The sequence below is a fragment of the Sphingorhabdus sp. genome, assembly GCF_046292425.1.
Taxonomy (GTDB): domain Bacteria; phylum Pseudomonadota; class Alphaproteobacteria; order Sphingomonadales; family Sphingomonadaceae; genus Sphingorhabdus_B.
On the sequence record NZ_JBKBQV010000008.1, the window covers coordinates 37,016 to 61,510 of the forward strand.

General features: G+C 55.5%; 24 protein-coding genes. 8 read left to right on the forward strand and 16 right to left on the reverse strand.

Annotated features, from left to right (window positions below; all coding sequences use genetic code 11):
- Positions 1–102: 102 nt before the first annotated feature.
- A complete protein-coding gene (locus ACK4S7_RS03190; RefSeq protein ID WP_409644471.1) occupies positions 103–621 on the forward strand; it encodes a c-type cytochrome in 519 nt (172 codons plus the stop codon).
- 70 nt (positions 622–691) lie between these two features.
- Here the strand turns inward: ACK4S7_RS03190 and hemA are convergent, their stop codons facing one another.
- Genes hemA through bchF form a run of 14 tightly spaced genes read right to left on the reverse strand, consistent with a single transcriptional unit; the run spans position 692 to position 15,845 of the window.
- Positions 692–1,912 carry a 5-aminolevulinate synthase gene (hemA, locus tag ACK4S7_RS03195; RefSeq protein WP_409644473.1) on the reverse strand — a complete coding sequence of 407 codons (1,221 nt, stop codon included), beginning with the start codon at positions 1,910–1,912 and terminating at the stop codon, positions 692–694.
- 14 nt (positions 1,913–1,926) lie between these two features.
- A complete protein-coding gene (puhE, locus tag ACK4S7_RS03200; RefSeq protein ID WP_409644476.1) occupies positions 1,927–2,709 on the reverse strand; it encodes a putative photosynthetic complex assembly protein PuhE in 783 nt (260 codons plus the stop codon).
- Positions 2,703–3,779: a magnesium-protoporphyrin IX monomethyl ester (oxidative) cyclase gene (acsF, locus tag ACK4S7_RS03205; protein ID WP_409644478.1), complete on the reverse strand. Its 1,077-nt coding sequence runs from the start codon at positions 3,777–3,779 to the stop codon at positions 2,703–2,705. The genes puhE and acsF overlap by 7 nt, the downstream gene beginning before the upstream one ends.
- On the reverse strand, positions 3,779–4,075 hold the full coding sequence (locus ACK4S7_RS03210; protein WP_409644480.1) for a hypothetical protein: 297 nt from the start codon (positions 4,073–4,075) through the stop codon (positions 3,779–3,781). Before ACK4S7_RS03210 ends, acsF begins: the two co-directional genes overlap by 1 nt.
- Positions 4,072–4,548 carry a photosynthetic complex assembly protein PuhC gene (gene puhC / locus ACK4S7_RS03215; RefSeq protein WP_409644482.1) on the reverse strand — a complete coding sequence of 159 codons (477 nt, stop codon included), beginning with the start codon at positions 4,546–4,548 and terminating at the stop codon, positions 4,072–4,074. Before puhC ends, ACK4S7_RS03210 begins: the two co-directional genes overlap by 4 nt.
- Positions 4,545–5,162: a photosynthetic complex putative assembly protein PuhB gene (gene puhB, locus ACK4S7_RS03220; RefSeq protein WP_409644484.1), complete on the reverse strand. Its 618-nt coding sequence runs from the start codon at positions 5,160–5,162 to the stop codon at positions 4,545–4,547. Before puhB ends, puhC begins: the two co-directional genes overlap by 4 nt.
- Positions 5,159–5,932, reverse strand: coding sequence for a photosynthetic reaction center subunit H (gene puhA / locus ACK4S7_RS03225; protein WP_409644486.1), 774 nt, complete (start codon positions 5,930–5,932; stop codon positions 5,159–5,161). Before puhA ends, puhB begins: the two co-directional genes overlap by 4 nt.
- Positions 5,933–5,955: 23 nt before the next feature.
- The gene (locus tag ACK4S7_RS03230) at positions 5,956–7,380 is read right to left on the reverse strand and encodes a BCD family MFS transporter (protein WP_409644488.1); all 1,425 of its coding nucleotides are present in this window, start codon (positions 7,378–7,380) and stop codon (positions 5,956–5,958) included.
- On the reverse strand, positions 7,380–8,075 hold the full coding sequence (gene bchM, locus ACK4S7_RS03235) for a magnesium protoporphyrin IX methyltransferase (protein ID WP_409644490.1): 696 nt from the start codon (positions 8,073–8,075) through the stop codon (positions 7,380–7,382). Before bchM ends, ACK4S7_RS03230 begins: the two co-directional genes overlap by 1 nt.
- On the reverse strand, positions 8,072–8,962 hold the full coding sequence (gene bchL, locus ACK4S7_RS03240) for a ferredoxin:protochlorophyllide reductase (ATP-dependent) iron-sulfur ATP-binding protein (protein WP_409644492.1): 891 nt from the start codon (positions 8,960–8,962) through the stop codon (positions 8,072–8,074). Before bchL ends, bchM begins: the two co-directional genes overlap by 4 nt.
- Positions 8,963–8,975: 13 nt before the next feature.
- Entirely contained in the window at positions 8,976–12,563 is a 3,588-nt protein-coding gene (locus ACK4S7_RS03245) for a magnesium chelatase subunit H (protein ID WP_409644494.1), read from the reverse strand.
- Complete coding sequence (bchB, locus tag ACK4S7_RS03250) at positions 12,553–14,094, reverse strand: ferredoxin:protochlorophyllide reductase (ATP-dependent) subunit B (RefSeq protein ID WP_409644496.1); 1,542 nt, start codon at positions 14,092–14,094, stop codon at positions 12,553–12,555. The genes ACK4S7_RS03245 and bchB overlap by 11 nt, the downstream gene beginning before the upstream one ends.
- Positions 14,095–14,097: 3 nt before the next feature.
- A complete protein-coding gene (locus ACK4S7_RS03255) occupies positions 14,098–15,381 on the reverse strand; it encodes a ferredoxin:protochlorophyllide reductase (ATP-dependent) subunit N (protein WP_409644498.1) in 1,284 nt (427 codons plus the stop codon).
- Positions 15,378–15,845, reverse strand: a complete 468-nt coding sequence (bchF, locus tag ACK4S7_RS03260) for a 2-vinyl bacteriochlorophyllide hydratase (protein WP_409644527.1) — start codon at positions 15,843–15,845, stop codon at positions 15,378–15,380. The genes ACK4S7_RS03255 and bchF overlap by 4 nt, the downstream gene beginning before the upstream one ends.
- A gap of 277 nt (positions 15,846–16,122) precedes the next feature.
- Between bchF and ACK4S7_RS03265 the strand changes: the two genes are divergently transcribed.
- The 7 genes from ACK4S7_RS03265 to ACK4S7_RS03295 all read left to right on the forward strand — a co-directional run bounded on the left by ACK4S7_RS03265 (position 16,123) and on the right by ACK4S7_RS03295 (position 22,765).
- Positions 16,123–17,082 (forward strand): B12-binding domain-containing protein, encoded by a 960-nt coding sequence (locus tag ACK4S7_RS03265; protein WP_409644500.1) that lies wholly within the window; start codon positions 16,123–16,125, stop codon positions 17,080–17,082.
- 16 nt (positions 17,083–17,098) lie between these two features.
- A complete protein-coding gene (gene ppsR / locus ACK4S7_RS03270) occupies positions 17,099–18,517 on the forward strand; it encodes a transcriptional regulator PpsR (protein ID WP_409644503.1) in 1,419 nt (472 codons plus the stop codon).
- Positions 18,518–18,588: 71 nt separating this feature from the next.
- Positions 18,589–19,503: a chlorophyll synthase ChlG gene (chlG, locus tag ACK4S7_RS03275; RefSeq protein WP_409644505.1), complete on the forward strand. Its 915-nt coding sequence runs from the start codon at positions 18,589–18,591 to the stop codon at positions 19,501–19,503.
- Positions 19,500–20,825, forward strand: coding sequence for a BCD family MFS transporter (locus ACK4S7_RS03280; protein ID WP_409644507.1), 1,326 nt, complete (start codon positions 19,500–19,502; stop codon positions 20,823–20,825). The genes chlG and ACK4S7_RS03280 overlap by 4 nt, the downstream gene beginning before the upstream one ends.
- Positions 20,822–22,015, forward strand: a complete 1,194-nt coding sequence (locus ACK4S7_RS03285) for a geranylgeranyl diphosphate reductase (protein ID WP_409644510.1) — start codon at positions 20,822–20,824, stop codon at positions 22,013–22,015. Before ACK4S7_RS03280 ends, ACK4S7_RS03285 begins: the two co-directional genes overlap by 4 nt.
- A gap of 7 nt (positions 22,016–22,022) precedes the next feature.
- On the forward strand, positions 22,023–22,505 hold the full coding sequence (locus ACK4S7_RS03290; protein ID WP_409644512.1) for a TspO/MBR family protein: 483 nt from the start codon (positions 22,023–22,025) through the stop codon (positions 22,503–22,505).
- The gene (locus ACK4S7_RS03295; RefSeq protein WP_409644514.1) at positions 22,505–22,765 is read left to right on the forward strand and encodes a hypothetical protein; all 261 of its coding nucleotides are present in this window, start codon (positions 22,505–22,507) and stop codon (positions 22,763–22,765) included. Before ACK4S7_RS03290 ends, ACK4S7_RS03295 begins: the two co-directional genes overlap by 1 nt.
- Before the next feature lie 59 nt (positions 22,766–22,824).
- On the opposite strand, the gene pufM is transcribed toward ACK4S7_RS03295, so the two are convergent.
- Positions 22,825–23,751 carry a photosynthetic reaction center subunit M gene (gene pufM, locus ACK4S7_RS03300; protein WP_409644517.1) on the reverse strand — a complete coding sequence of 309 codons (927 nt, stop codon included), beginning with the start codon at positions 23,749–23,751 and terminating at the stop codon, positions 22,825–22,827.
- Between the two features lie 15 nt (positions 23,752–23,766).
- A partial coding sequence (gene pufL / locus ACK4S7_RS03305; protein WP_409644519.1) for a photosynthetic reaction center subunit L occupies positions 23,767–24,495 on the reverse strand: 729 nt, incomplete at its 5' end.

A 24,495-nucleotide genomic window follows, 5' to 3' on the forward strand; every position in this document is an offset into this window, starting at 1 on the left:
CAATACTCTTTCAATGGAAGGCTTTGTGGGCTAGACCCGCGATGGAGTTGAGAACGTAAAAAAATTGGCCAATTGGCCGATGAAAATGCGATAGGAGAATATATGGTCAAGATAAAAGCAATAGCTGGCTTGGTGGCATTATCCGCAATGGTTGCCGCATGCTCCGGTGGTTCAGAAGGCGAATCCGACAAGACTGCGCAGGCAGAAGCACCAGCAGCTGCACCGGCGGCTGCACCGGTTGCCGCACCGGCACCTGCTGGCCCGCCGGCTGCAACTGACGTTGCGACGCTCGATGGCACCACATTTGCAAGCTTCACCGGAAATGCCGCGAACGGCAAATTGGTGTTTGCGCAGTGCCGGACATGCCATGTTACGGATGCTGGCGTGAACAAGACTGGCCCATCACTGAATGGGTTGATTGGTCGTAAAGCTGGCACAGTTCCTGGCTTTGCTTATTCGGCAGCTAACGCAAATAGCGGCATTACCTGGACGAAGGAAAAGCTGTTCCAATATCTTGAAAAGCCACAGCGCGTTATTCCACAGACGAAGATGATCTTCGCCGGTCTTCCAGATGCGCAAAAGCGTGCGGACGTGATCGCGTATCTTGAAACGCCAAGCTGACATCTGGATTATATTACAAAAAAGGCCGGGTAACTCCCGGCCTTTTTCGTTTGTGCGACCTGCGTTTGTTTCAGGCAGCTATGTCCCGGCGTGCAAGCTCGCAATGTGACCAGATTTCGCTGAGCGCGCGCAACAGGCGGTCAATGTCGTCATCGCTATGCACAGGTGAGGGGGTAATCCGCAATCTTTCGGTGCCGCGTGGGACGGTCGGATAGTTGATTGGCTGCACATAGATGCCGTGATTATCCATCAACCAATCGCTGATGAATTTGCACTTGTGTGCGTCACCAACCATCACTGGAATGATGTGGCTTGGGTTCGGGATATGCGGAATGCCCATCCGGTCAAGGGCGCCACGCACCTTGGCAACGCGGTCCTGATGGCGCTCGCGTTCTGCCGTGCTCTCCTTAAGATGTTTGATGCTGGCACATGCGCCTGCAGCAACGGCTGGTGGCAGCGCGGTTGAAAAGATAAATCCGCTGGCAAAGGTGCGTACGAAATCACAAAGATCGCGCGACGCGGCAATGTACCCGCCCATCACGCCATAGGCCTTGCCGAGCGTACCTTCGATTACCGTGATCCGGTCCATCAGCCCTTCGCGCTCGGCGACACCGCCGCCGCGGGGCCCATACAGACCAACGCCGTGGACTTCGTCAATGTAGCTCATGGCATTATGCTTTTCGCAAACGTCAAGGATTTCAGCGATGGGCGCGATGTCCCCATCCATCGAATAGACACTTTCAAACGCCACCAGCTTTGGACGATCTGTGTCAATGCGCGCAAGTTTGCGGTCGAGATCCTCCGCTGAATTATGATCGAACACGACGCGTTCGGCGCGGCTGTGGCGAATGCCTTCAATCATCGAAGCATGGTTGAGTGCATCGGAGAAGACCACGCAGTCAGGGATTTTTGATGCCAATGTGCCCAGCGCCGCCCAGTTGGAGACATAACCAGACGTAAAGAGTAACGCGTCTTCTTTATTGTGCAAATCTGCCAGTTCGCTTTCGAGCAGGACATGGTGATGGTTGGTGCCCGAAATGTTGCGCGTTCCACCGGCGCCGGCGCCGCATTCGTCCAAAACCTTGTGCATCGCGCCAAGCACCTTTGGATGCTGCCCCATGCCCAAATAATCGTTCGAGCACCATACAGTGACCTTGCTGGTCTTGCCATCAATGTAGCGCGTGGCATGCGGGAATGACCCTGCTGTGCGCTCGATTTCGGTGAACACGCGGTAGCGTCCTTCTTCGCGGACAGCGGCGAGTTCGTTTCCGAAAAATGCCTCGTAATTCATGCCCTCACTCCCTCTCAACTTAATTTTTTGCTGTTTTTGCTTTCCAGCGCCCAACTCCACAACGCAGAATCGCGAAAGGGTACGGCGAGGAAAATATGCTCAAGTGCCGCCAGCAAACAGAGGCAGCACAGCAGGCTCGCCTGGACGACTTCATTAGGACGGACGGCCGTTATGGCCTGATTGACCAGATAAGCGCTCAAACCGATAATGAGCACAATCGACGCCGGCAGCATGACGTTCAGCCGCTTGGGCCCGAAGTAGCTTTTGAGATAGCCCAGATGCAGCGGCAGCAACTCATCGCTCATATTGGGGACGCCCCAATAAATGTTCAGCTTTGACGACAGTCGGAAAATCAGCAGGAGCGCAAAGGTATAAGCGCCCGTTGGATTGGCAGTGACTGCACTCAGCGACAGCAGCAATGCAGCAGTCATGGCCAGTGCAACTTCGTGGTGGATCAATGCCATGGTCGCGAGCGAAAAACGCTGCCAGCCCTTTGCACCCGTTGGGCATACATCGCGGTGCGTTCCGGCCACAGCGCCTGTCAGGAAGCTGATTTCGTGCCAGCTCCAAATCAGCAAGCCACCAACAAACGAAGCGTAAGTTGCCCAGACGGCTGTCGAATGGCTGGTAAACACCAGCAGCGCGAGGCCAAGCGAGGCACATATGCCCGCTATGAATACCGCGCGGCCAAAGGATTGCCGCAGACGGTGGTTCAGCATAGCCACAAGGCCAGTGCTGAAAAACCACAGGGCAATCACCACCGTGAACGGCAGTACCAGGCTGGACGCCGCTACCACGCAGGCGAAAGCCGGATTTGGCTGGGCAATTCATTTACCCGTGGACGCATGAAATACATACGGCCAAAAGCAAAGCCTGCCTTGGCCATGCCGATATAGCGGCCGACAAAGCCACTAACACCGCCGCGCGCCTTAGCGTCTTCCATGGAAACCGATGCCAGACGTAAATCTTCCATCGCCTTGCGGAAACGAAGATCGTCTGTGTCGATTTCAATTGGGAAGACCTGCTTGCTGATCTGCGTGCAAATTTCAAAGACTTCATAGCCATATTCGGCCGGGTGCACGCCAAGTGCCTTGTGGAATACAGGACGGTTGTGGTCGCGTACATACATGGTGGCGTAGACGGACAACAGGAAGAAGCGGATCCACAGCTTATTGGCGCCCTGCAACAATTTCGGGTCAGCGCGTAGCAGCAATGCAAAGGCTTCACCATGGCGGAACTCGTCATTGCACCATTCTTCAAACCAGTCGAAAATTGGATGGAATTTGTTCTGCGGGTTGCGGGCCAGGTGCCGGAATATGGTGATATACCGCGCATAGCCGATCTTTTCCGACAGATAGACTGCGTAAAAAATGAACTTCGGTTTGAAGAAAGTGTATTTCTTCGTCTTGGTCAGAAAGCTGAGGTCAATTCCAATGCCTGAACCTTTCAACGTTTCGTTGATGAAGCCAGCGTGCCGGCTTTCGTCACGGGCAAGCAGCTTGAACAATCGCTTCATGTCGGGGTTCTTGGTTCGCCGCGCGATTTCTGCATACAGGATGCAACCGGAAAATTCCGAGGTCAGCGAACTTGCTAGAAAGTCGATGAATTCTGCCTGTAGCTCGGGCTCCAATGCTTCGATTACGCCGTCAAACGCGTCGGTCTTTTTAAAATGGCGCTTGTTGGGGTCGCCCTCCATTTCCTCCATCAACCCTTCCCAGTCGTCGCGGACTAGCGATACATCGATTTTGTCCATTGCCTCATAATCCGTGGTGTAGAAACGCGGCGCGAGGACGGTGTCGGATCGGGCAATAGCCATCGTGTCATGGTCGGCGACGATGGGTTTAGCAAAATTGGCCGGCGCGTTCATTACAACCTCCCTGCTGTGAAACTGACTTCATATAATTCGGCGAGCTCGAAATAGCCCGCAAAGCGCGTCCATGTGCGACGCAGAATTCCGGCCTTGCGGACCGTGGCATGTCGGTGCAGCACGATGCTTTCGCCAAATCCTACGGTGATGGGATCGCCATGCACCTGCACACGATCGCCAGGTTCAATCTCTATCCCGCCAGCCAATTTGACATGCGCGTGGAAATGGGCCGCGCTTTGTTCGACTTCGATGCGACACGGTGTGTCAAATGTCTCGGAGGACAGGAGTCTGGTCATGATGCAGGTGCTTTCAACATGTCGGCAAAACTCTTGGTATGATCTGGGCCAAAGCCATAGATTTCAGCGTCGCGACCAGTCGCGGGGTCGCTGAGCGATAGTGCGCCATTTTCCCAACGAATGAGTTTGAATGGCGGCTCGGCACCAATGCCGGCAGATATCCGTGCCTTGGCCATGCGGCGCATAGTTGCTCGTAAAAAACCGCCTTGGCCAAATGGTACAACTGCGACGATTTGGCCGCTTACCGCGTCGCTCACCACCACGGCGCCATCTGTCCTGTCAATAAAGCGTAACAGACGCTCCTGTGCCGGCATGACCTGTGCCGCTGCGCGCGTCACTGATGGGTCCGCAGCTCTGGGGATAAAGCCAAAGCGCACCGCGCCAGTCAGCGCAATGACGAACAGGAGAAGGATGGCAGCACCGATCAGGGCACCGCGCGGCACCGTTGGGTCATGATGCACTGCGTGGCTCATGCGGGCACTCCCATCAACGGCACGTCGCGGCTGCGCTGCGGCGTTGCTTCCACAGGCGCGACGGGTTGCACAGCCTGCGTTGTTTTGAACAGCAATGCAGCAAAGGCACGGGCTTCAGGAATGGCACGCAATGTCGGCTGCGGTGTGACGAAGCGCAGCGACCGTGCATGTGGCCAAAGCATGATGTAGCCGAGCCGCGGCGCGCCCTTCAAATCGAGCACAATGTTGCCATGACCCGACGGAAGCATTTTAAGGTTGGCCGACTTGATTTCCGACAATGGCAAGTTGATACACTTGTTTAGCGCAACGCCGATACGCAGCACCAGCCGCTTGTTGGTAAGCGTGTAAACCGTGGTCCGCCCCACACCCCATGCGAACAGAGCGAATAGCCCAACAACGCAAATCCCGAGCAACGATACCGCCATAGCCGAAGCTGCGTCCCCTTGCGTTGCAAGCCAGATGGCGATGGCAGCGAAGTAGGCGACTGAAAGACGGATATGCAGCGCTGTCATCGCCATATGCTTCCAGTCAGGGCTGGACTGCCACAGGATTTGTTCATCCTGTGGCAACACGCCGGGAAGCCCCCGGGTTGGCTCATGAGAATATTCGCTCATATCAGGGGTTCCTGCCGTGCTTTGTTGGCATAAAGATATCCACCACCAAAATAAGCCATGACCCGCTCTTCTTCGTAGAGGGTAATTTGACCAGCGGTTCCGGGTACGGGTGCGGCGGCAAAGTCTGCAGCATTAATGGCGTCAATGACGACCTGACCCTTCTTGCGGTGCACCTTGGCCATGCCCATAGGCGCAAGCACTTTGGTCGTGCCGGTGTCGACCTCAAGATAGCGGATAACATGTTCGGCGCGATCAACCCAAATGTCAGTAATGGTGCCGGCAACGGCACCATCGGCACCAATAGCCGTCATTCCGCGCGGATCGGGGTCACGGGTATCGACCGAAATATGTTCTGCAGTGCCGATTGGAACAATCCGGTTGCGGCCTTCGCCGTCCAAGTCGGTATGCTTGGCACGATTGGCCCATGCTGCCGGACCGATACCATCAACGAGCGGATTGCCGGTTGGATAATATGGCGCGCCGGGCGAACGGAATGTCCGTGCTGCCGCTATATCAACAGGCTCGCGGCCTTTGGTCGGTGTTGTTACAGTGCCGCGGTCAAAAGGCATATGGAATGACTTTGGCGCAGCTGCGGACAGCACGCCGCCTGGTGTATCGATGCGCCCTGTCACTTCATCTTCCAGCGGATAGCCCTCGCGGCGATCTTCGCGGCGCAGATACATCACGAGCGCGAGGAAAAAGAGCACGAATGCCAAAAATACCAGCTCGGTCACATCAAGTGTGCCCACAATTTTTACATCATCTATCATACGTCCTCCTCACACTTCCCGCTTCACGTAGGAAATTCTGTTAATTCAAACCGCTCACTTGTCTTGGACTGGTTTTGCAGATGAAGCCCAATTACCGGACCAAGCACCACTAATGTCACCAGCAACAACAAAATTTCAGCCGTATATACGGCGCCGTAGCCGGTAGCCCGATCAGCCAGTGTAGCGCCCATGTTTTCGTGCAGCGCCAGTGTTGTCATACCGTCTCGCAGCAAGCCGCCGATTGCGACCCCTGCGCCTGCACAGCTTGCCTGCACTGCGCCCCAGGCCCCAAGCGCCAAGCCAGCGCTGCCTTTTTGGGCAAGACCCATGGCGGCAACCATCGTTCCGACTGAAAACAATCCTGTGCCAAAGCCAATAAGCGTCGCACCAGCAAACAACAGCGGTACTGAAGCAAGGGGGGCGGCGAACAACGTCATCAAAAATGCCGCTATGCCCGCAACAGCACCAAAGCCTGCGAGCCGAAGCGGATCAGAGCCCGAAGAGAGGCGCTTACCGCTTAAAGCGAAGGCTGCCAGTGCCCCCAGCGCCCATGCGCCCGTCAGCGCGGTCGTGGATCCAACGGAAAGACCCAATATCTCCCCGCCATAAGGCTCAAGCAAAGCGTCTTGCATTGCAAAGGCCATCGCGCCAAGGCCAATGGCCAGAAGCAATCTCTTGGCATTAGGTTGCGCCGTGAAAGATGCCCAGATTTCCCCGAAGGTTGGACCGGTCGAAGGCGACGTTGTGAGGCTGCGGTTACGCGCCTCTTGTTTCCACAAAGCGATAATGTTGAGGCCCATGGTAAGCGCTGCTGCTCCTTGTATGACCTGCACAAGCCGTGTCGCGGTAAAGTCGATCAGCAAATTGCCAATGGTGAATGCAGCCAGCATCATTCCCACGAGCAGCATGACATAAAGCAAGGCAACAACGCGAGGGCGCTTGTCTTCGGGTGCGATGTCGGTTGCCAATGCAAGTCCAGCGGTCTGCGTCACATGCATACCTGCACCGGTCATCAGGAACGAAAGGCATGCCGCAGCGACGCCGAAAGCGAAAGTGTCGGGACGAGTGATGAGAATGAGCGAAAATGGCATGATAGCAAGGCCACCAAACTGCCCGAGCGTGCCAAACCAAATATACGGCACGCGCCGCCAGCCAAGCACTGAGCGGTGCGTATCGGACCGGTGACCAATCAATGCGCGGAATGGTGCGACCAGCAAGGGAATGGCAATCATCAGTGCCACGATCCAGGTTGGGGTTTTCAATTCGACGATGAGCACGCGGTTCAATGTGCCATTCAAAAGCACAGCTGCGATGCCGATGCTTACTTGAAAAAGGGCAAGTCGCAACAGGCGGGACAGAGGAAGTTCATTACTTGCCGCGTCAGCAAATGGCAAAAACCGCGTTCCCACGGCCTGCCAAAATGTCACTGCTGACGGTTTCTGGATCATTAGCGGCTGATCCCCATGGCTTGCGATTTATAGAAACCGCTTGAGACGCGTTGCGTGAAATCAATCGACCATTCGGGCAACGCTCGCCCGATATCCTGCGACAGTCGTGCTTGCGAAACGGGAAGAATGGCTGGGGACCGATCGCCGCGGGGAAAGGCCTTGCCAACAAAATGCATCGTGCGGAGCAAAGGCGTGCCGGGAGCGAAGGTGAAGACCACATGTGATGCGCGCTGCGACCAAGCTTTTAGCACACCGATTATGTCATTTTCATCATAATGGATGAGCGAGTCCATCGCGACCACATGGTCGAAAATGCCCAGATTGTGGCTGCGCATATCGCCGACGCGCCACTCGATCGACAAGTGGCTCGGCGTACGCTGTTGCGCGATCTCTATCAGGCCGTGTGATACGTCAATCGCAACAACCTCGGCGCCGCGCTCTGCGGCGATCATTGCAAGTGCTCCCGTGCCACAGCCAGCATCCAAAAGACGCATGCCGCGCATATCGGTTGGCAAGGTCGACAGCAGCAGACTGCGCATATTATCGCGTCCGGCCCGGACCGTGGCGCGAATGCCGCTGACTGGAACGTCGGAGGTCAGATCCTCCCACGCCTTGCGAGCGGTCTTGTCGAAATAGGTTTCGAGCTTGGTTCTGCTCTGCTGATAGCTGGTCGAGGCGAGGCTAGTGTCCATCATTCAAATCCCAGAAAATCGAAGATATCACGGTCTTTCATTGGACGGGCCTCCTGATAATCGACGCCGTCCCAAAGCTTTTGCGCCAGGTCCATATATTCCTGACAGGCTGCATCGACTTCGGGAGTGCTGTCCATTTCGAACAAGGTGCATTTTTTCAGGCGCGACCGACGGATGGCGTCGAGGTCAGCAAAATGTGCGAGACGTTTCATGCCGATGGCACTGGCAAAGCGGTCAATTTCGTCGGTTGCCTTCGAACGGTTGGCCACAACGCCCGCCAAGCGGACATTATAGTTTTTCGCCTTCGCATTGATGGCGGCAACGATGCGGTTCATGGCAAAGATGCTGTCAAAGTCATTGGCGGCAACGACGATTGCAGCATCCGCATGTTGCAATGGCGCAGCGAACCCACCGCACACGACATCACCCAGCACGTCGAAAATCACAACGTCGCGGTCTTCAAGCAAATGATGCTGCTTAAGCAGCTTGACGGTCTGGCCAACGACATAGCCGCCGCAACCAGTTCCGGCGGGTGGTCCGCCAGCTTCAACGCACATCACGCCATTATAGCCTTCGAACATATAATCTTCGGGGCGAAGTTCTTCGCTGTGAAAATCGACGGTTTCGAGGACATCGATGACAGTTGGCATCATCTTTTTCGTCAATGTGAAGGTTGAATCATGCTTGGGATCGCAACCGATTTGCAGGACGCGATGGCCAAGTTTGGCAAATGCGGCCGAAAGATTTGATGAGGTCGTCGACTTGCCGATGCCCCCCTTGCCATAAACCGCAAAAACCTTCGCGCTGGTGATCTTGTCGCTTGGGTCAAGAGCGACTTGAACACTGCCTTCGCCATCAGGTGGTGAGGTATCCAATAGATTTAGTGTCATGTGGCTGCTCCAGTCATTCTGCTGCGACCAGGCCTTCCAGCCGGTCTTCCAAGTCGTTGCTGGCGGCTTTCAGGCGCGCCAGAGTATCTGCATCGGGTGTCCACAAATTGCGCTCGCATGCTTCGAGCAAACGGTCGGCAACGCGGGCGGAGGATTTCGGGTTCAGGTTTGAAAGGCGTGCGCGCATTTCGGGGTCCAACACGAATGTCTCGCTGATTTGTTGATATACCCATGGCGAGACGGTGCCTGTGGTCGCGGACCAACCCATGGTGTTTGTAACATGCAGCTCAAGGTGCCGCACGCCTTCAAAGCCATGCTTCAACATGCCTTCATACCATTTGGGGTTTAACATCCGCGTCCGCGTTTCGAGGTCGATCTGTTCGCCTAAAGTACGAACCTTCGTGTCGCCTTGAGTAGCGTCGACCACGTAAATTGGGCTTGCCTTGCCACGGGCCTTTTCAATCGCCTTGCTCATGCCGCCCAGGCCGTCGACATAATGGTCAATGTCGGTAACGCCTGCTTCGACAGACTCCAAATTCTGGTAAGACAATTCGACACCCGCCAACTCGGTTTCGAACAGGGCGCGGTGCTGCACGGGCTCGCCGGTGCGACCATAAGCAAAGCCCTTTTTGGCTTCGAACATGTTGGCCAGCTCTTCAGGGTCAGCCCATGTGCCGCCGTCGATCATCATGTTGACATTTGCACCATATGCGCCTTGTGCGTTGGAGAAGACGCGCAACGCGGCCGTTTCCAAATCACACCCATGTTGCGCCTGATGCGCGAGGCTATGTTTGCGCACAAAATTGGCTTCGACCGGCTCATCTGCCATCGTGGCGAGATAGGTTGCGTCGGCAATCATCCGGGTTTGCAGCGGCAACAGATCACGAAAAATGCCGGACATGGTCACTACCACATCGATGCGCGGACGCCCCAGCTCTTCCAGCGGGATGAGTTCTGCGCCGGCGAGCCTGCCATAATCGTCAAAGCGCGGGCGGGCCCCGAGCAAGGCCAGAACCTGCGCGACTTGCGTTCCTTCACTTTTCAGATTGTCGGTTCCCCACAGCACCATCGCGACGGTCTCGGGCAGCTTGCCGCCGTCGGCGATATGGCGCGCGAGAAGTTGATCGGCCTGCCCCTTGCCTTGGATGCAAGCGAATATGCTTGGAATACGGAATGGATCGAATCCATGGATGTTACGGCCCGTGGGCAGAACTTCCGGATTTTTGAGGATGTCCCCGCCAGCGGCTGGCTGCACATAAGCGCCATCCAATGCCCGCATCAAAGCGCCGAGCTCATCATTTGCGTCAATCTTGGCCTCAATAACTGCACGGGCAAGATCCGGCGATGCGCCAGCCATCGCATCAACAAGACCATCGCGCTCTTCCGCGGTCATCTTGCCGCCAAAGATGTGCAGGCCGTGTGGAATAAGCTGACGCTCTATTTCATAAAGCCGGCCGGGCAGATCGCTGAGGTCGCCCGCTTGGATATCAAGCGTGGCACATTGGTCGCGGATAAGCTGTTCAAGGTCGCAGCGTTCGGCATTGTCGTCCGCGATCGCGCGGTAACGTTCCAGAAATGACTTCAGGTCGCCAAAGCCCTTGTACAACCCGGCCTCAGCCAAGGGCGGGGTCAAATAACTCACCAAGGTGGCGCCCGAACGGCGCTTGGCAATAATGCCTTCTGATGGGTTGTTCGACGCGTAGAGATAGAAATTGGGCAAATCACCAATCAGGCGGTCGGGCCAGCAATCGCCGCTCATCCCTGCTTGCTTGCCGGGCATGAATTCCAGCGCACCGTGTGTACCGAAGTGCAAGGCCGCATTGGCGCCGAAATCTTCACGGATGTAGCGATAAAAGGCCGAAAATGCGTGGGTTGGTGTAAATCCGCCTTCGAACAGCAACCGCATCGGGTCGCCTTCATAGCCAAAGGCAGGCTGAACGCCGACAAAGACATTGCCGAAATGTGCGCCGAGGACGTGGATTGATTGTCCATCACTTTGCTGGCGGCCCGGCGCGGGGCCCCATTGCGCTTCTATCTGGGTCAGATATTTCTCGCGCCGGACATGGTCATCGGCGCTGATACGCGCGGCGACATTGGCGTCTGCTCCGAACTGCGCGGCATTGCCCCGCAGCAACGTGTCACGTAGGGCGTCAACGGTTTCGGGCACTTCGACTGCATAGCCATCGTCGCGCATACGCCGCATCGTTGCATGGAGTGACTCAAACACTGCCAGATGCGCGGCGGTTCCCGTTGCGCCGGCGTTTGGCGGAAAGTTGAAAAGGACGATGGCGACCTTTCGCTCAGCCTTTTCCGATTGGCGCATGCGGATGATCGCGGTGATGCGCGCAGCCAATGATGCGGCGCGTTCCGGGCAGCTTTGCATGGCGCGGACATTGTCGGTAACAGTGAACTTGCAATTGCGGTGGCAGCCCGTGCAACCGTCAGGTGAGCCATCGGAACGACCGCCGAACACACTTGGCGCGATCGCACCATCAAGTTCAGGGATCGCCATCATCATCGTTGTTTCAAGCGGTAACAGGCCCATTTTGCCAGCGCCCCATTGCTCCAGCGTCTGGAACTCGATGGGATGTGCGGCGATATAAGGCACATTTAAACGCGACAGCGTTTCGACGGCTGCATCAACATCATTATAGGCAGGGCCTCCCACCAATGAGAAGCCAGTGAGGTTGATGATCGCATCCACGACGGTTTCGCCATTATTAACAAAATAGGCATCGATGGCAGGGCGCGAATCCAGTCCGCTGGCAAAAGCCGGGATGACCTTAAGACCTTGTGCTTCCAGCGTCTCGATCATGCCATCATAATGGCCGGTATCCTTACCGAGCAGATAGGACCGCAACATGAGCAGTCCAACCGTTCCTGTCGGATTTTGAACTGCAGGCAATAAGCTGGCATCCGATGTCAGACGCGCTGGCATATCGGGGTGATATACGCCGACTTCAGGATACTCACGTGGCGCATGGGCAGGTAGTTGGCCCTTCAACGCTGCGCGGTCCCCTGTGGCATATCGATCGATCAGACCGCGGATCATATCTACGACATTGTCGTCCGATCCCGACAGCCAGTATTGAAGCGTCAGAAAATATTGCCGCACGTCCTGCGCAGGGCCTGGAATGAAGCGCAATATTTTGGGCAATCTCCGCAGCATCTTCATCTGCCCTGCGCCTGAGCTGCTGCCTGGCTTACCCGAACCTCGCAATTTCTTTAGCAGCGCCAGCGGACCCTTGGCGGGCTTGTCCATGCTGTAATTGCCAAGCCGTGTGAGCTTTACAATATCGCCAGCCGACATGATCCCGACAATGGCATCACAAGAATCGCGGCGCGCCATTAGCGCGGGATGAATGGCGCGGACATGGTCATCCAGGAACAACATTGTAGCAATGATGATGTCGGCGCGCGCAATATCGGCTTGCGCGCGTTCAAGTACCTTGGGGTCGCGGTCCCAATCGGATGCTGCGTAGAAACCAATGCTTACATTATCGCGTGCCAGGTCGTGATTGGCGCGCTCGACGGATGCGGCCAGATGGTTGTCGAGCGTGATGATGACGACACGGACGCTAGGTTGGGCATTATCGCGCATAATGTGCCTTCGCCTCATATAAGGTGGCAAGTTCGATTGTTTCCACGCCGTGCTCTGCTGCAAAAACTTCCGTGTTACGGCGGGCCTTGCCGCGCACGAAGAACGGAATTTTCTTAAGCTCACGGCTGGCTTCATCGCTCCAGACGGCTTCGGCGTTGTCTGCCGACGACGTGGCTGAAGCGTGCTCATGTGTAGCGGAATGACCGGGGCCCAGATGCGACGCGCCTGCGCCATCATGAAATTCGAAATCGTCGCGGAACATGGTAAGCAAATGCTCCTCAAGGCCCATGACCAACGGATGGACCCAGCTGTCGAAAATGACATTCGCGCCCTCAAAACCCATTTGCGGAGAGAAGCGTGCAGGAAAATCCTGAACGTGGACGGGTGACGAAATCACCGTGCACGGAATGGCAAAGCGCTTGGCAATATGGCGTTCCATTTGTGTGCCGAGAACCAGCTCTGGCTGCGCGTCTTGAATGGCCTTTTCGACCTCAAGATGATCGTCGGTAATGAGCGGCTCCAAGCCATAAAGCTTTGCCGCCACACGGACATCACGGGCATATTCGCGGTTGTAACAGCCAAGGCCAACAACTTTGAAGCCAAGTTCTTCGCTGGCGATGCGGGCTGCAGCGACTGCATGTGTACCATCGCCAAAGATGAAAACGCGTTTGCCGGTCAGATAGTTGGAATCAATTGAACGACTCCACCATGACAAACGTGACAGGCCGTCGCGCAGCATGGGCTCCGGGTCAACCTTGGCAAGATCGGCAACTTCGCGGATAAAATCCTGCGTCGCGCCAACACCAATTGGCACAGTGCGGACAGTTGGCTGGCGGAATTCGCGCGCCAGATAGTCGGCGGCCAAATCGCCGGTTTCGGGATAAAGCACGATGTTGAAATCAGCGTCGCCCAGACGCGCGATGTCAGCTACATTCGCACCCAGGGGCGCAACTACATTGATGTCGATGCCAAGCTTGTTCAACAAACCAGTGATTTCGATGACATCGTCGCGATGGCGGAAGCCAAGCGCAGTTGGTCCAAGCAGGTTGACAAGGGGGCGACGACTGTCGCGGCCCGATGGACGGCGGGCTTTGTCGACCAGATGGCGAACAATCTGGTAAAAAGTTTCAGCGGCGCCCCAATGTTCTTTGCGCTGATAGCTTGGGAGTTCAAGCGGGATTACCGGAATTGGCAGGCCCATTTTCTCAATCAAGCCAGCGGGGTCATCTTGAATGAGTTCCGCTGTGCAGGATGCGCCAACAATCATTGCGTCAGGCTTGAACCGCTCGATAATGTCCATCGCCGCGGTCTGGAACAGCTGCGACGTGTCCTTGCCCAAGTCACGCGCCTGGAATGTTGTGTAGGTAACCGGCGGGCGCTTGTCGCGCCGCTCGATCATCGTAAACAGCAAGTCGGCGTAAGTGTCGCCTTGTGGCGCGTGCAGCAGATAGTGCACGCCCTCCATTGCAGTGGCAACGCGCATTGCGCCTACATGCGGTGGGCCTTCATATGTCCAGACGGAAAGCTGCATCGCCTAAACCCTCAATACATCGCGGCGGCGCAATGGCCGCGCGAAAAGCTCGGCAAGATCGCCAGCCTGGTCGAAACCGTGGATTGGCGAGAACACCAGTTCAATCGCCCACTTCGTTGACAAGCCTTCGGCCTCAAGCGGATTGGCCAGGCCAAGGCCGCAGACAGTCAAGTCAGGGCGCGCCACGCGGATGCGGTCAAGCTGACGGTCAACGTCCTGACCTTCGCTGAGTAGGACACCAGCAGGCAAGGCCGCGAGTTCTTGCGCTAGATGCTGACGATGCAGATAGGGCGTGCCCACTTCAATCAGGCGCATGCCCAATTCGTTGGCGAGGAACCGCGCAAGCGGCACTTCCAATTGCGAGTCTGGCATGAAGAAGATGGACCGGCCGGACAGACGCGCACGTTGATGCGCCAAAGCAGTTGTTGCCCGCTCCTGATACGGATGCAGCACAGCATCAAAATGCGCTTCGTCAACATTGAACGCCGAAGCCGCAGCGTGCAGCCAGTTGGTTGTGCCTTCGACGCCAAATGGGAACAATGCATCAAGCCGCGTTGCGCCACGCGCTTCCAGTGCCCGTCCGGTGTCACCCAAAAAAGGCTGCGCGAGGAGGAACAAAGTATTTGGGCCGATGCCGGGCAAGTCGACAACCGCGCGCTCGGGCAAGCTGGCGATATTGGGAATGCCCAACTCTGAAAACAGGCGGCGGAACTGGTCTTCGACGATATCGGGTAAGGATCCTACAACGATCAGATTAGCTGGGGAGGCTTCATCCAGCTCGGGCATGATAGGAACCAAAGAGGCGAGGCATGCATCTTCGCCTTCAGTAAAGGTGGTTTCAATGCCGCTGCCCGAATAGTTCAAGATGCGAACAAGGGGACTATGCTTTGCGCCTAATCGTTGTGCAGCCTTTGACAAATCAAGTTTGATAACTTCGGAAGGGCAACTGCCGACCAAGAACAATGTCTTGATCTCGGGACGTCGGGCCAGCAATTGGTCGACTATTCGGTCAAGCTCAACATTGGCATCGGCAAGGCCAGCCAGATCGCGCTCTTCCATGATGGCAGTTGCGAAGCGGGGTTCTGCAAAAATCATGACGCCTGCAGCGGACTGCAACAAATGCGCACATGTCCGCGAACCAACAACGAGAAAAAACGCATCCTGCATCTTGCGGTGCAGCCAGATGATGCCAGTTAGGCCGCAAAATACTTCGCGTTGTCCGCGCTCCTTGAGGACAGGCGAAACGGCTGCCGATGGAGAGGACGCGAGTGGAGCGATGGCATTCATGCGGGCACCATATTATCTTGGCGGGCATCCAGCCGGGCCATACGGAGCTTGTACAAAAATTGGCCAGCGTTGATGACATAAGAGGCATAAGCGGCCAAAGCGACATACATGCGGTCGTGCGCTGAGCCCCATTGGTTGAACAGCATCAGCAAGTAGGCAGTGTGCAATGCCAGGACCAACATGCTGAAAACGTCTTCCCAGAAAAAGGGCTTCGCAAACAGCCACTCGTCGAATACGACTTTTTCCCAGATCGATCCTGTAATCATGATGGCGTAGAGCGCGATTGTTTTGATGAGGACGGATATTTCCGCGGCCTGTTCGCCAGCTCCTGTCATCAAAAAGCGAATCACGAGAAACAGGCTGACACCGAATATGACAAATTGAACCGGAGCCAGCAGGCCTTGGATGAGTGTCCAAACCGTTTCGTCACGGCGTTTGCGCTGCGCGGCAGTGTAGAGAGGCATATTGCCGCTTGCTGCCGCAGTAGGCGCTGCAATCGCCAAAGTGGTTTCCGACTCAATATGCGTGCTGATGGACAGAACACATCCTCCCTATCTCCAGACTGCAAATAAAGGCTGGATTTGCAAAAGTGTCAAGTTTTTTAGACGTCCAAAAAAATTGACACATAAAGTTTGCCATTAGTGTTCCATTGGTATAGAAAACGATCTACTTGAGATGCTTTCATCAAAAGAATAGGCCGACGTCATGCCACGCCGACCAGACTTTTAGGGGAGTCTGAATATGGCTACAGTTTTCGGACTTTCCGAACTAAAATCGAGGCTTATTGACTGGCGTGGAAGCTCCAAAACCGAACAGATTCCCGACATCGCGGAGGCCGACGCTTTAACTGGCAACATCCGGCTCGTTGCCGAACAGGCTGGGCAATTTGACTTGACCCTGCTGCTTGAAAATCTTGTTATCCCCCGTTTGATAGCGGACCGGCGTGACCCATCCTCGTGGGCCGACGCTGCTAACGCACTGACACCTTACCCTGCGAGCGCCGAGGCGCACTGCCGCCGGGTTATAAGCGAACAGGATGTCGACGTTTTTTCTCGTTTGTCGGTCAATGAAGAGGCGCATGTCCTGCTGTCGTTCGTTGATGAATGCCTTGCAATGGGCAGTTCGGTAGAAAATATCTTTGTTGATTTACTTGCACCTGCGGCGCGACGTCTTGGAGAATTCTGGGACGCAGACAGCGAGGATTTCGTAGGCGTGACCATGGGCCTGTGGCGCATTCAAGAGGTGCTACGCGTGCTCACAATGCGTATTCCGCCAGTGACTGGGCCAGGGCACGGACAGCGTTCTGCTTTGTTTTCGCCGATGCCAGGGGAACAACATAGCTTTGGAACACTTATGGTCGCCGAATGTTTTCAGAGAGCGGGTTGGGAGACCGACGTTCTAATCGAGCCGACCCAATCTGAATTGACGGGGAAATTTGCAACGCGACACTATGATCTCATCGGATTGACCGTTAGCAATGATTGTTCTACGAGCGCGCTGAGCAGCCTAGTTTGCACGATCAAGGCTGTTTCGAGCAATCCTTATGTCAAAGTTTTGCTTGGGGGACGCGTTATCAACGAACATCCCGACCTGGTGGCCAGCTGTGGCGCAGATGCTACAGCAGCGGACGCAATGTCTGCTGTTGCAGTCGCAGACCAACTGGTTCCAATTAGTGCCGCAAGTTTTGAAAACCTGAGTTAGGAAACTGGTCCACTCGATGAACCTTGAGTCAACGCATACGGACCGGATCCCCTTCGGCGATCCTGAAGTCATCTTTGATGGTTTCTCGAAAGAGGATATCATCAACCTTGCCTATTGCGCGGGTGATTTCATGCTTGCGATCGATGAAGAGGGGGTCATCCGCGACATAGCAGTGAACGTGCGCGATCATGGATTTGCCAATATGTGGATCGGTAAACGCTGGACTGACACGGTTACGGTCGAAAGCCAAGCAAAGATCGCGCAGCTCCTGAACTCTGGTTCAGCATCCGCTGCAGCTTGGCGGCAAGTCAATCACATGCACGACGGCGACGATGTTCCTGTCAATTATAAGGTTATCATTCCCCAAAACGGTGGCTGGAAGGTCGCCATTGGTCGTGATCTGCGGTCAGTATCCGTTTTGCAGCAGCGGTTATTAAAAACGCAGCAGTCGATGGAGCGCGATTATCTGCATCTGCGCCAGACCGAAACGCGATATCGGCTGTTGTTCGACAATATTTCTTATCCTGTCTTGATTGCTGACGCTGAAAGTCACGATATCCAGCAAGCAAACCGCGCATGTCATGCGCTTGTGAACGCCGCTCCGGGATCGTTGGAAGGCAAGAATCTATTAAGCCTTGTTCATCCCGATTATCGGGACGATCTTGTTGCTTATATCGGTGCAGTGACAGTAAATAGTCAGACCGTTCCCGCCAATGTGCGGCTCGCTGGCCGGGCAGGGTCCGTCAAGATTGCAGCGTCGGCCTTCCGGCAATCCGGCAAGCAATACTGGTTGGTGAATATCGACGACGGCCTACATGAAGTGCCTGGCAAACAGTCGGATCGCTACGTACTCGATGTTGTTGAAAAAATGCCTGACGCATTTGTTCTGACGGATGAAAAGCAGGCAATCATTGTGGCCAACCGGGCTTTTGCTGAACTCGTCCAGGCAGGGTCGGTTGAACAGCTTTTGGGCGTGTCGCTTAGCCGGTTCGTTGGTCGGCCGGACGTCGACGTTGGCTTGTTGAAAAAGCAGCTTAAGGACCACCAGAATGTCCGTAATTTCAGCTCTATCATCAATGATCTGAACGGCGGTGAAGAGCCTGTTGAGATATCCGCCATTATGATCGACCATGAACAGCCGCTGTTCGGATATTCGGTCCGCGGCATCGGTCGGCGTGAGCGCGACTTGCCGCAAAGCAGGAACGAATTTCCCCGCTCTGTCGAACAACTTACCGAATTGGTGGGCCGCAAGACGCTTAAGGAAATTGTCCGCGAGAGTACGGATCTGATCGAACGCATGTGTATTGAGGCTGCCCTGGTTCACACTGCGGATAATAGGGCTTCGGCGGCTGAAATCCTTGGGCTTAGCCGCCAAAGCCTATATTCGAAACTTCACAGGCATGGTCTTGGAAATCTGATCGGCCGAGACGACTAATGTCAAAACTATTGGACAATTTAATGTCCAATTAATTTGACAGTGCAAGTGAAGTACCATAGCTTCCGCGTATGTCAGACTCAACGATTTCGCCGCTAATCCCGCGCTTTGGCCCTAAACGCCCGCGCATCGGCGATATTGTTGAACTCACCAAACCCGTCACATGGTTTCCGCCAATGTGGGCTTTCATGTGCGGAGTGGTGTCTTCGGGCGTCTCTATCAGCGAAAACTGGGTGTTTCTGGTGGCGGGCATTGCCCTGACGGGCCCCGTGGTGTGTGGCACGAGCCAAGTAATCAACGATTATTGTGATCGTCATGTCGATGCGATCAACGAACCCGAAAGGCCTATTCCGTCGGGACGTGTGCCAGGATATTGGCCGCTCGGCATTGCGATCAGTGGGGCGTTAATATCGCTAATTCTAGCCTCCGCGTTGGGACAGTGGGTATTCATAGCCACTTGCGTCGCCTTGTTCAGCGGCTGGGCCTATAGTGCTGCCCCCTTTCGTGCCAAGCGCAGCGGCTGGTTTGGACCACTTTTGTGCGCGTTGAGCTATGAAGGCTTGTCATGGTTTACCGGAGCGAGCGTCATGCTCGGTGCGTTGCCGGATGCAACGGTCTTGCTTGTCTTATTGCTCTACAGCTTTGGCGCGCACGGCATTATGACTTTAAACGACTTTAAGGCGGTGGAGGGCGACAAGGCCACCGGTCTGCGCTCCCTGCCCGTGACCATGGGGGTCCGTCCCGCTGCCATTTTCGCGTGTGTGGTCATGGCGCTTGCGCAGATCGCTGTCATCGCTGTTTTGTTTTTCCAATCATTGCCGCTGTCGGCGGCGATCGTTGCGTTATTCACCCTGCTTCAGCTTCTCTTGATGACGCGGCTTGTCGGCGACCCTGCGAAACATGCACCCTGGTATAACGCTACCGGTGTGTCGCTATACGTATTTGGTATGTTGGCCGCCGCGCTCGGACTTGGGGGTTATATATGACCGCGGATCATCAAATGGTTGCCGGCATTGGATGGTTTTCCATTGTCCGTCTTGGCACAGTTCAGGCTGCAATTGGCGCCATTGTCATGCTCGCAACATCGTTGCTGAACCGTGTGATGGTGGTCGAATATGCCATCGCCGCGTCAATTCCCGCCGCGCTGGTGGCGTGGCATTATGGCGTTCAACTTTCCCGGCCGGTGTGGGGGCACACCTCCGACCGGTCCGCTCATCGCAGCAGCTGGATCATCGGCGGCTTGGGCATATTGGCCCTGGGCACATTGCTCTCGGTCGACGCGACCATCATGATGGGGTCGAAGGGCGTATTTCCCGTTCTCTTCGCTATCGTCGGATTTTCTATGATTGGCCTAGGCGTTGGCATGTCCGGTACGGCTTTGCTTGCTTTGCTCGCCTCCCGGGTGTCGCTCGAGCGAAAGCCTGCCGCCGCAGCTATAAGTTGGACCATGATGGTCGCTGGCATAGTTGTCGCCGCGGGCGTTTCAGGCAGCTATCTTGACCCGTTCACCGAAACGCGGCTGGCTGTCGTGACAAGCCTTGTGGTTCTGGTCGCGTTTTGCGCTGCGGTGTTGGCGCTGCATGGACTTGAACGCGGCAGCGCGCCCGTGGCCAATGGGCCGCCAAACCCGCATATAGCTTTGCGCGAGGTCATTCAAAATATCTGGAAAGATGCTCCAGCCCGCCGCTTTACCTATTTCGTGTTCATATCGATGCTCGCGTACAGCATGCAGGACCTCATTCTTGAGCCATTTGCAGGATTTGTCTTCAACATGACGCCCGGTGAGTCGACCAGATTGGCGGGCGTGCAGCATAGCGGCATATTGCTTGGCATGCTGATATCGGGCGCGGGTGGCAGCCTGCTAGCCAAAAAATATGGGCGAAATTCACGGGCCTGGATTATTTTGGGCTGCTTCAGTTCGGCGGTGATGCTGCTCGGCTTGTCCTTTTCGGCAACGGTCGGCCCAGCTTGGCCCTTAAAAGCAAATGTCTTCGCACTTGGCGTTGCCAACGGGATTTTCGCGGTCGCAGCGGTGGGTGCGATGCTTCAGTTGGCGAGCGACGGCCGGACATCGGGCGAGGGCGCGCGAATGGGCGTGTGGGGCGCAGCGCAGGCAATTGCGTTTGGCTCCGGCGGCCTTCTCGGTGCCCTAATCGTCGACCAACTGCGGGCCCGATTGGGTGGGGATAGCATAGCATTCCAGACAGTCTTTGCAGTGGAGGCAGCCATGTTCGTGGTTGCGGCCCTAATCGCAACAGCCACGCATATGACGCGGCCAACATTATCAAGAGAGGCGGTGACATTGTGAGAACCCAAACAGATTATGACGTGATCGTCGTTGGCGGCGGACCGTCTGGGGCAACAGCCGCCCATGACCTTGCTTGTGCTGGCTATAAGGTGATGCTGCTGGATAAGGCAGGACGGATAAAGCCATGCGGCGGCGCCGTCCCGCCCCGGTTGTTGAAAGATTTCGACATACCACAGAACATGCTGGTCGCGCATGCCAAGTCCGCACGCATTATCGCGCCATCCAATAAAAAGGTCGTGATGCCGGTAGGTGACGGCTTTGTTGGCATGGTCGACCGCGATACTTTTGACGAATGGCTCCGCAACCGCGCAGGCGAAGCCGGCGCGACGCGGGTCACTGGCAAATGTGAGCGTGTCGATGACAGCGATACGCTTGTCAAACTGTCCTATCGTTCAGACCGCAATGGCGAGCTGCAGACAGTCACCACACGGTCTGTCATTGGCGCCGATGGCGCGCGTTCATCTGTTGCGGCGCAGTGCCTGAAAGATGCCGAACGCGTAAAGTGCGTTTATGCCTATCATGAGATTGTCGAAGTTCCGGACATCGTCACAGAAGATTATGATCCAACGCGCTGTGATGTATATTATCAGGGGCATTTATCGCCCGATTTCTACGCCTGGATTTTCCCGCATGGTAAGACCGCCAGCATTGGCCTTGGCAGCGCGGATAAGGGTTTTCCCTTGCGCGAAACAACACGGTTAATGCGTGAGCAAACAGGTCTGTCGCATTGGAAGACTTTGCGCAGGGAAGGCGCGCCAATCCCCTTGAAACCGCTCAAGCGCTGGGACAATGGCAAGAATGTTGTGGTGGCCGGCGATGCCGCTGGCGTAGTGGCACCTTCATCGGGCGAAGGCATTTATTACGCTATGACTGCTGGCCGAATGAGCGCCGACGCTGTGTCTGCATTCCTAAAATCTGGCGATCCCAGCGCGCTTCGCTTGGCGCGAAAGTCCTTCATGAAGGCGCATGGCAGGGTGTTCTGGATCTTGGGTGTCATGCAATATTTCTGGTACAAAAACGACAAGCGCCGCGAACGATTTGTGAAGATGTGCGAAGACCCTGATGTGCAGCGCTTGACATGGGAAGCCTACATGAACAAACAACTCGTACGGCGCGAGCCCATGGCCCATATCCGGATATTCTTCAAGGATTTGGGGCACCTGTTCGGGCTTAAACCAGTGGAGAGATAAGCCTGGCATGAACAGAGCGCGCATTTTCCCGACCATCATTGCCGGGACCCTGGCATTAGTAACGGCTATCGTTGGGGGTACGATCACTGTCTTGGACGAGTGGTATTATTCGCTGCAACAACCCGCCTGGGCTCCGCCAGATTATATGTTCGGCATCATCTGGACGGCCATTTTCGCGATGATCGCGGTGTCCGGCGTGCTGGCATGGGAAAAGGCACCTACACGCCGCGAGTCCGAAACCGTCCTTGGTCTATTCGCGCTCAATGGTTTTTTAAATCTAGGCTGGAGCTTCTTGTTCTTCCGCATGGAGCGGCCGGATATCGCGGTCTATGAGCTGATCGCTCTCTGGCTATCGATCCTGGTCCTAATCATCTTCTGTGGCCGTTTTTCAAAATGGTCGGCGATCATGCTGGTCCCATATCTCGTCTGGGTCACCATCGCTGGCGTGCTTAATTATCAAGTGGTTCAGCTTAACGGCCCCTTCGGTTGATGGAGCAGTTCTTCGCCAGCGGCCGCGCTGTTGATGTGGTTCTGGCTGTTTTGGTGGTAGAGGCGCTGTGGCTTCGTCTGCGCGGCCAACAATGGGTGGATATCAGTCCGGCCCTTTTACCTGCGATATTGATGATGCTGGGTCTCCGCGCTGCTCTGACTGGTATGGACTGGCCCTTTATATCGTTCCCCTTGGCATTAGCCTTTCCCGTGCATCTATATGACATGCATCGGCGAAGGATGTTGCAGCGTAAGCCTTGATATAACGGTCATAAAAAACCCGGCGCGATGGCCGGGTTTCTTTTCAGATTGTGCACCCCTTAATATTCGGGGGCGTATCCATGTTCGATGGCCCACAGATACCAGTTGTCGACGACGGTGCCAGTCAGCAATATGCCGATGCCCCCGGTCAATGTCGTCAGTACGGCGAACCACCATGCCCAGCGGTGGATGGATTCCATGGTGGCGTTGAAGCCCATGGTCCATCTCCAGAACAAGGCAGCGCGTTCGGATGCTGTTCCACGGTCGGTAATCTGTTCCAGCTCACGTTCGCCGCCGTAGCGGCCAACCGCAAGAATGGTCGCGCCGTGCATCGCGAACAACAGCGCCGACCCATACAGGAAGACGATCGAGAGCGCGTGGAACGGATTGTAGAACAAATTGCCATATTGCAGGGAAAAGTTGTTCGTCCATTCCAGATGCGGGAAGATCCCGAACGGAACCGCTTCTGCCCAGCTGTCCATGAAGAATGGACGGATGAAGCCAAGAACGAGATACAACCAGATTGCCGAAGCAAATGCCCAGGACACATGTGTGCCCATCCCAAGTGCTCGCGCCCGGCGATATCCGCGGAACCACCACAAGATAATCGAGGTGGTCAGGAAAAACCCGGCCAATATCCACCAACCGCCTTTGTCGAGCGGGACGAACGGGGTCCAACCATATTCAGGTGCTGGCGGGTATAGTCCGAGCCAGAAGAATTGACGTACAAATTCAACCGGATCCCAGTTGACCGACGCCAGCATGTTGAATCCGATGATCTCGATCGCAAAAAAAGCGAACAGGAGTGAAGCGAGTCCAAGCCAGCCGAGATAGATCGGCCCAATTTGTGCTTGTCCGAATTTGCCCATCCAATAACTGAACCCGGTCATCTCGATGCGGCGTTCGTCCGATACCGGCAGCGGCGGTCCCATTTCGGGGGCATATGTCAGCTGCACCTGGGAAAATATGTTTTGATAACGTGCCATTTTTCTATCCTCCCATTAAGACCAAATCGGAATGTTGCGCCACCACTCCCACCATTCCGGCCAGCCACCAGCGTAAAGTGGCCCTGCAATGATGATACATACAGCGCTCCAGAACCCAGCGTTCAGTGCGAGGAAAAGCCCAAGGCGGTGAATGCCAATTGTACCGACCGAGTATCCGATGAAATCGCGGAAAAAAGCGTCTTCATATTCCGGAGTCTTTACTTTCTCGCCCTTCATCGGGTTCACCGCAGACAGGATGAGCGCGCCATGCAGCGCTAAGGCGAAGCAGGTCGTGAAGAAGAACGACACCGCAATCATATGCGCCGGATTGTAGTGGAAATTCACATATTGGTATCCGGTGTTGGACACCCAGTCGAGATGGCTGAAAATCCCGTAGGGAAATCCGTAACCCCATGCGCCCAACAAAAACGGGCGGAAAATCACTAAGGTCATATAGGCCAATATGGCAAAGCCAAACGCGACGGGGACGTGATATCCCATGCCAAGTTTACGGCATATTTCGACTTCCCGGAGGGCCCAGGAAATAAACGCGCCGGTCGCGCAAATCGTAATGACTTGCCAAAAGCCACCCTCTTTAAGCGGGGCAAAGCCCAGCCCGTATTTTACGTCAGGCGGATTTATGGAAATCAACCACGGATTCCAAGTGTCCCCCAATGACGCGGCATAAAAAATCAGCGCGGTCCCCAGAATGGCACAGATCGCCGAAATCACACCGAAAAAGCC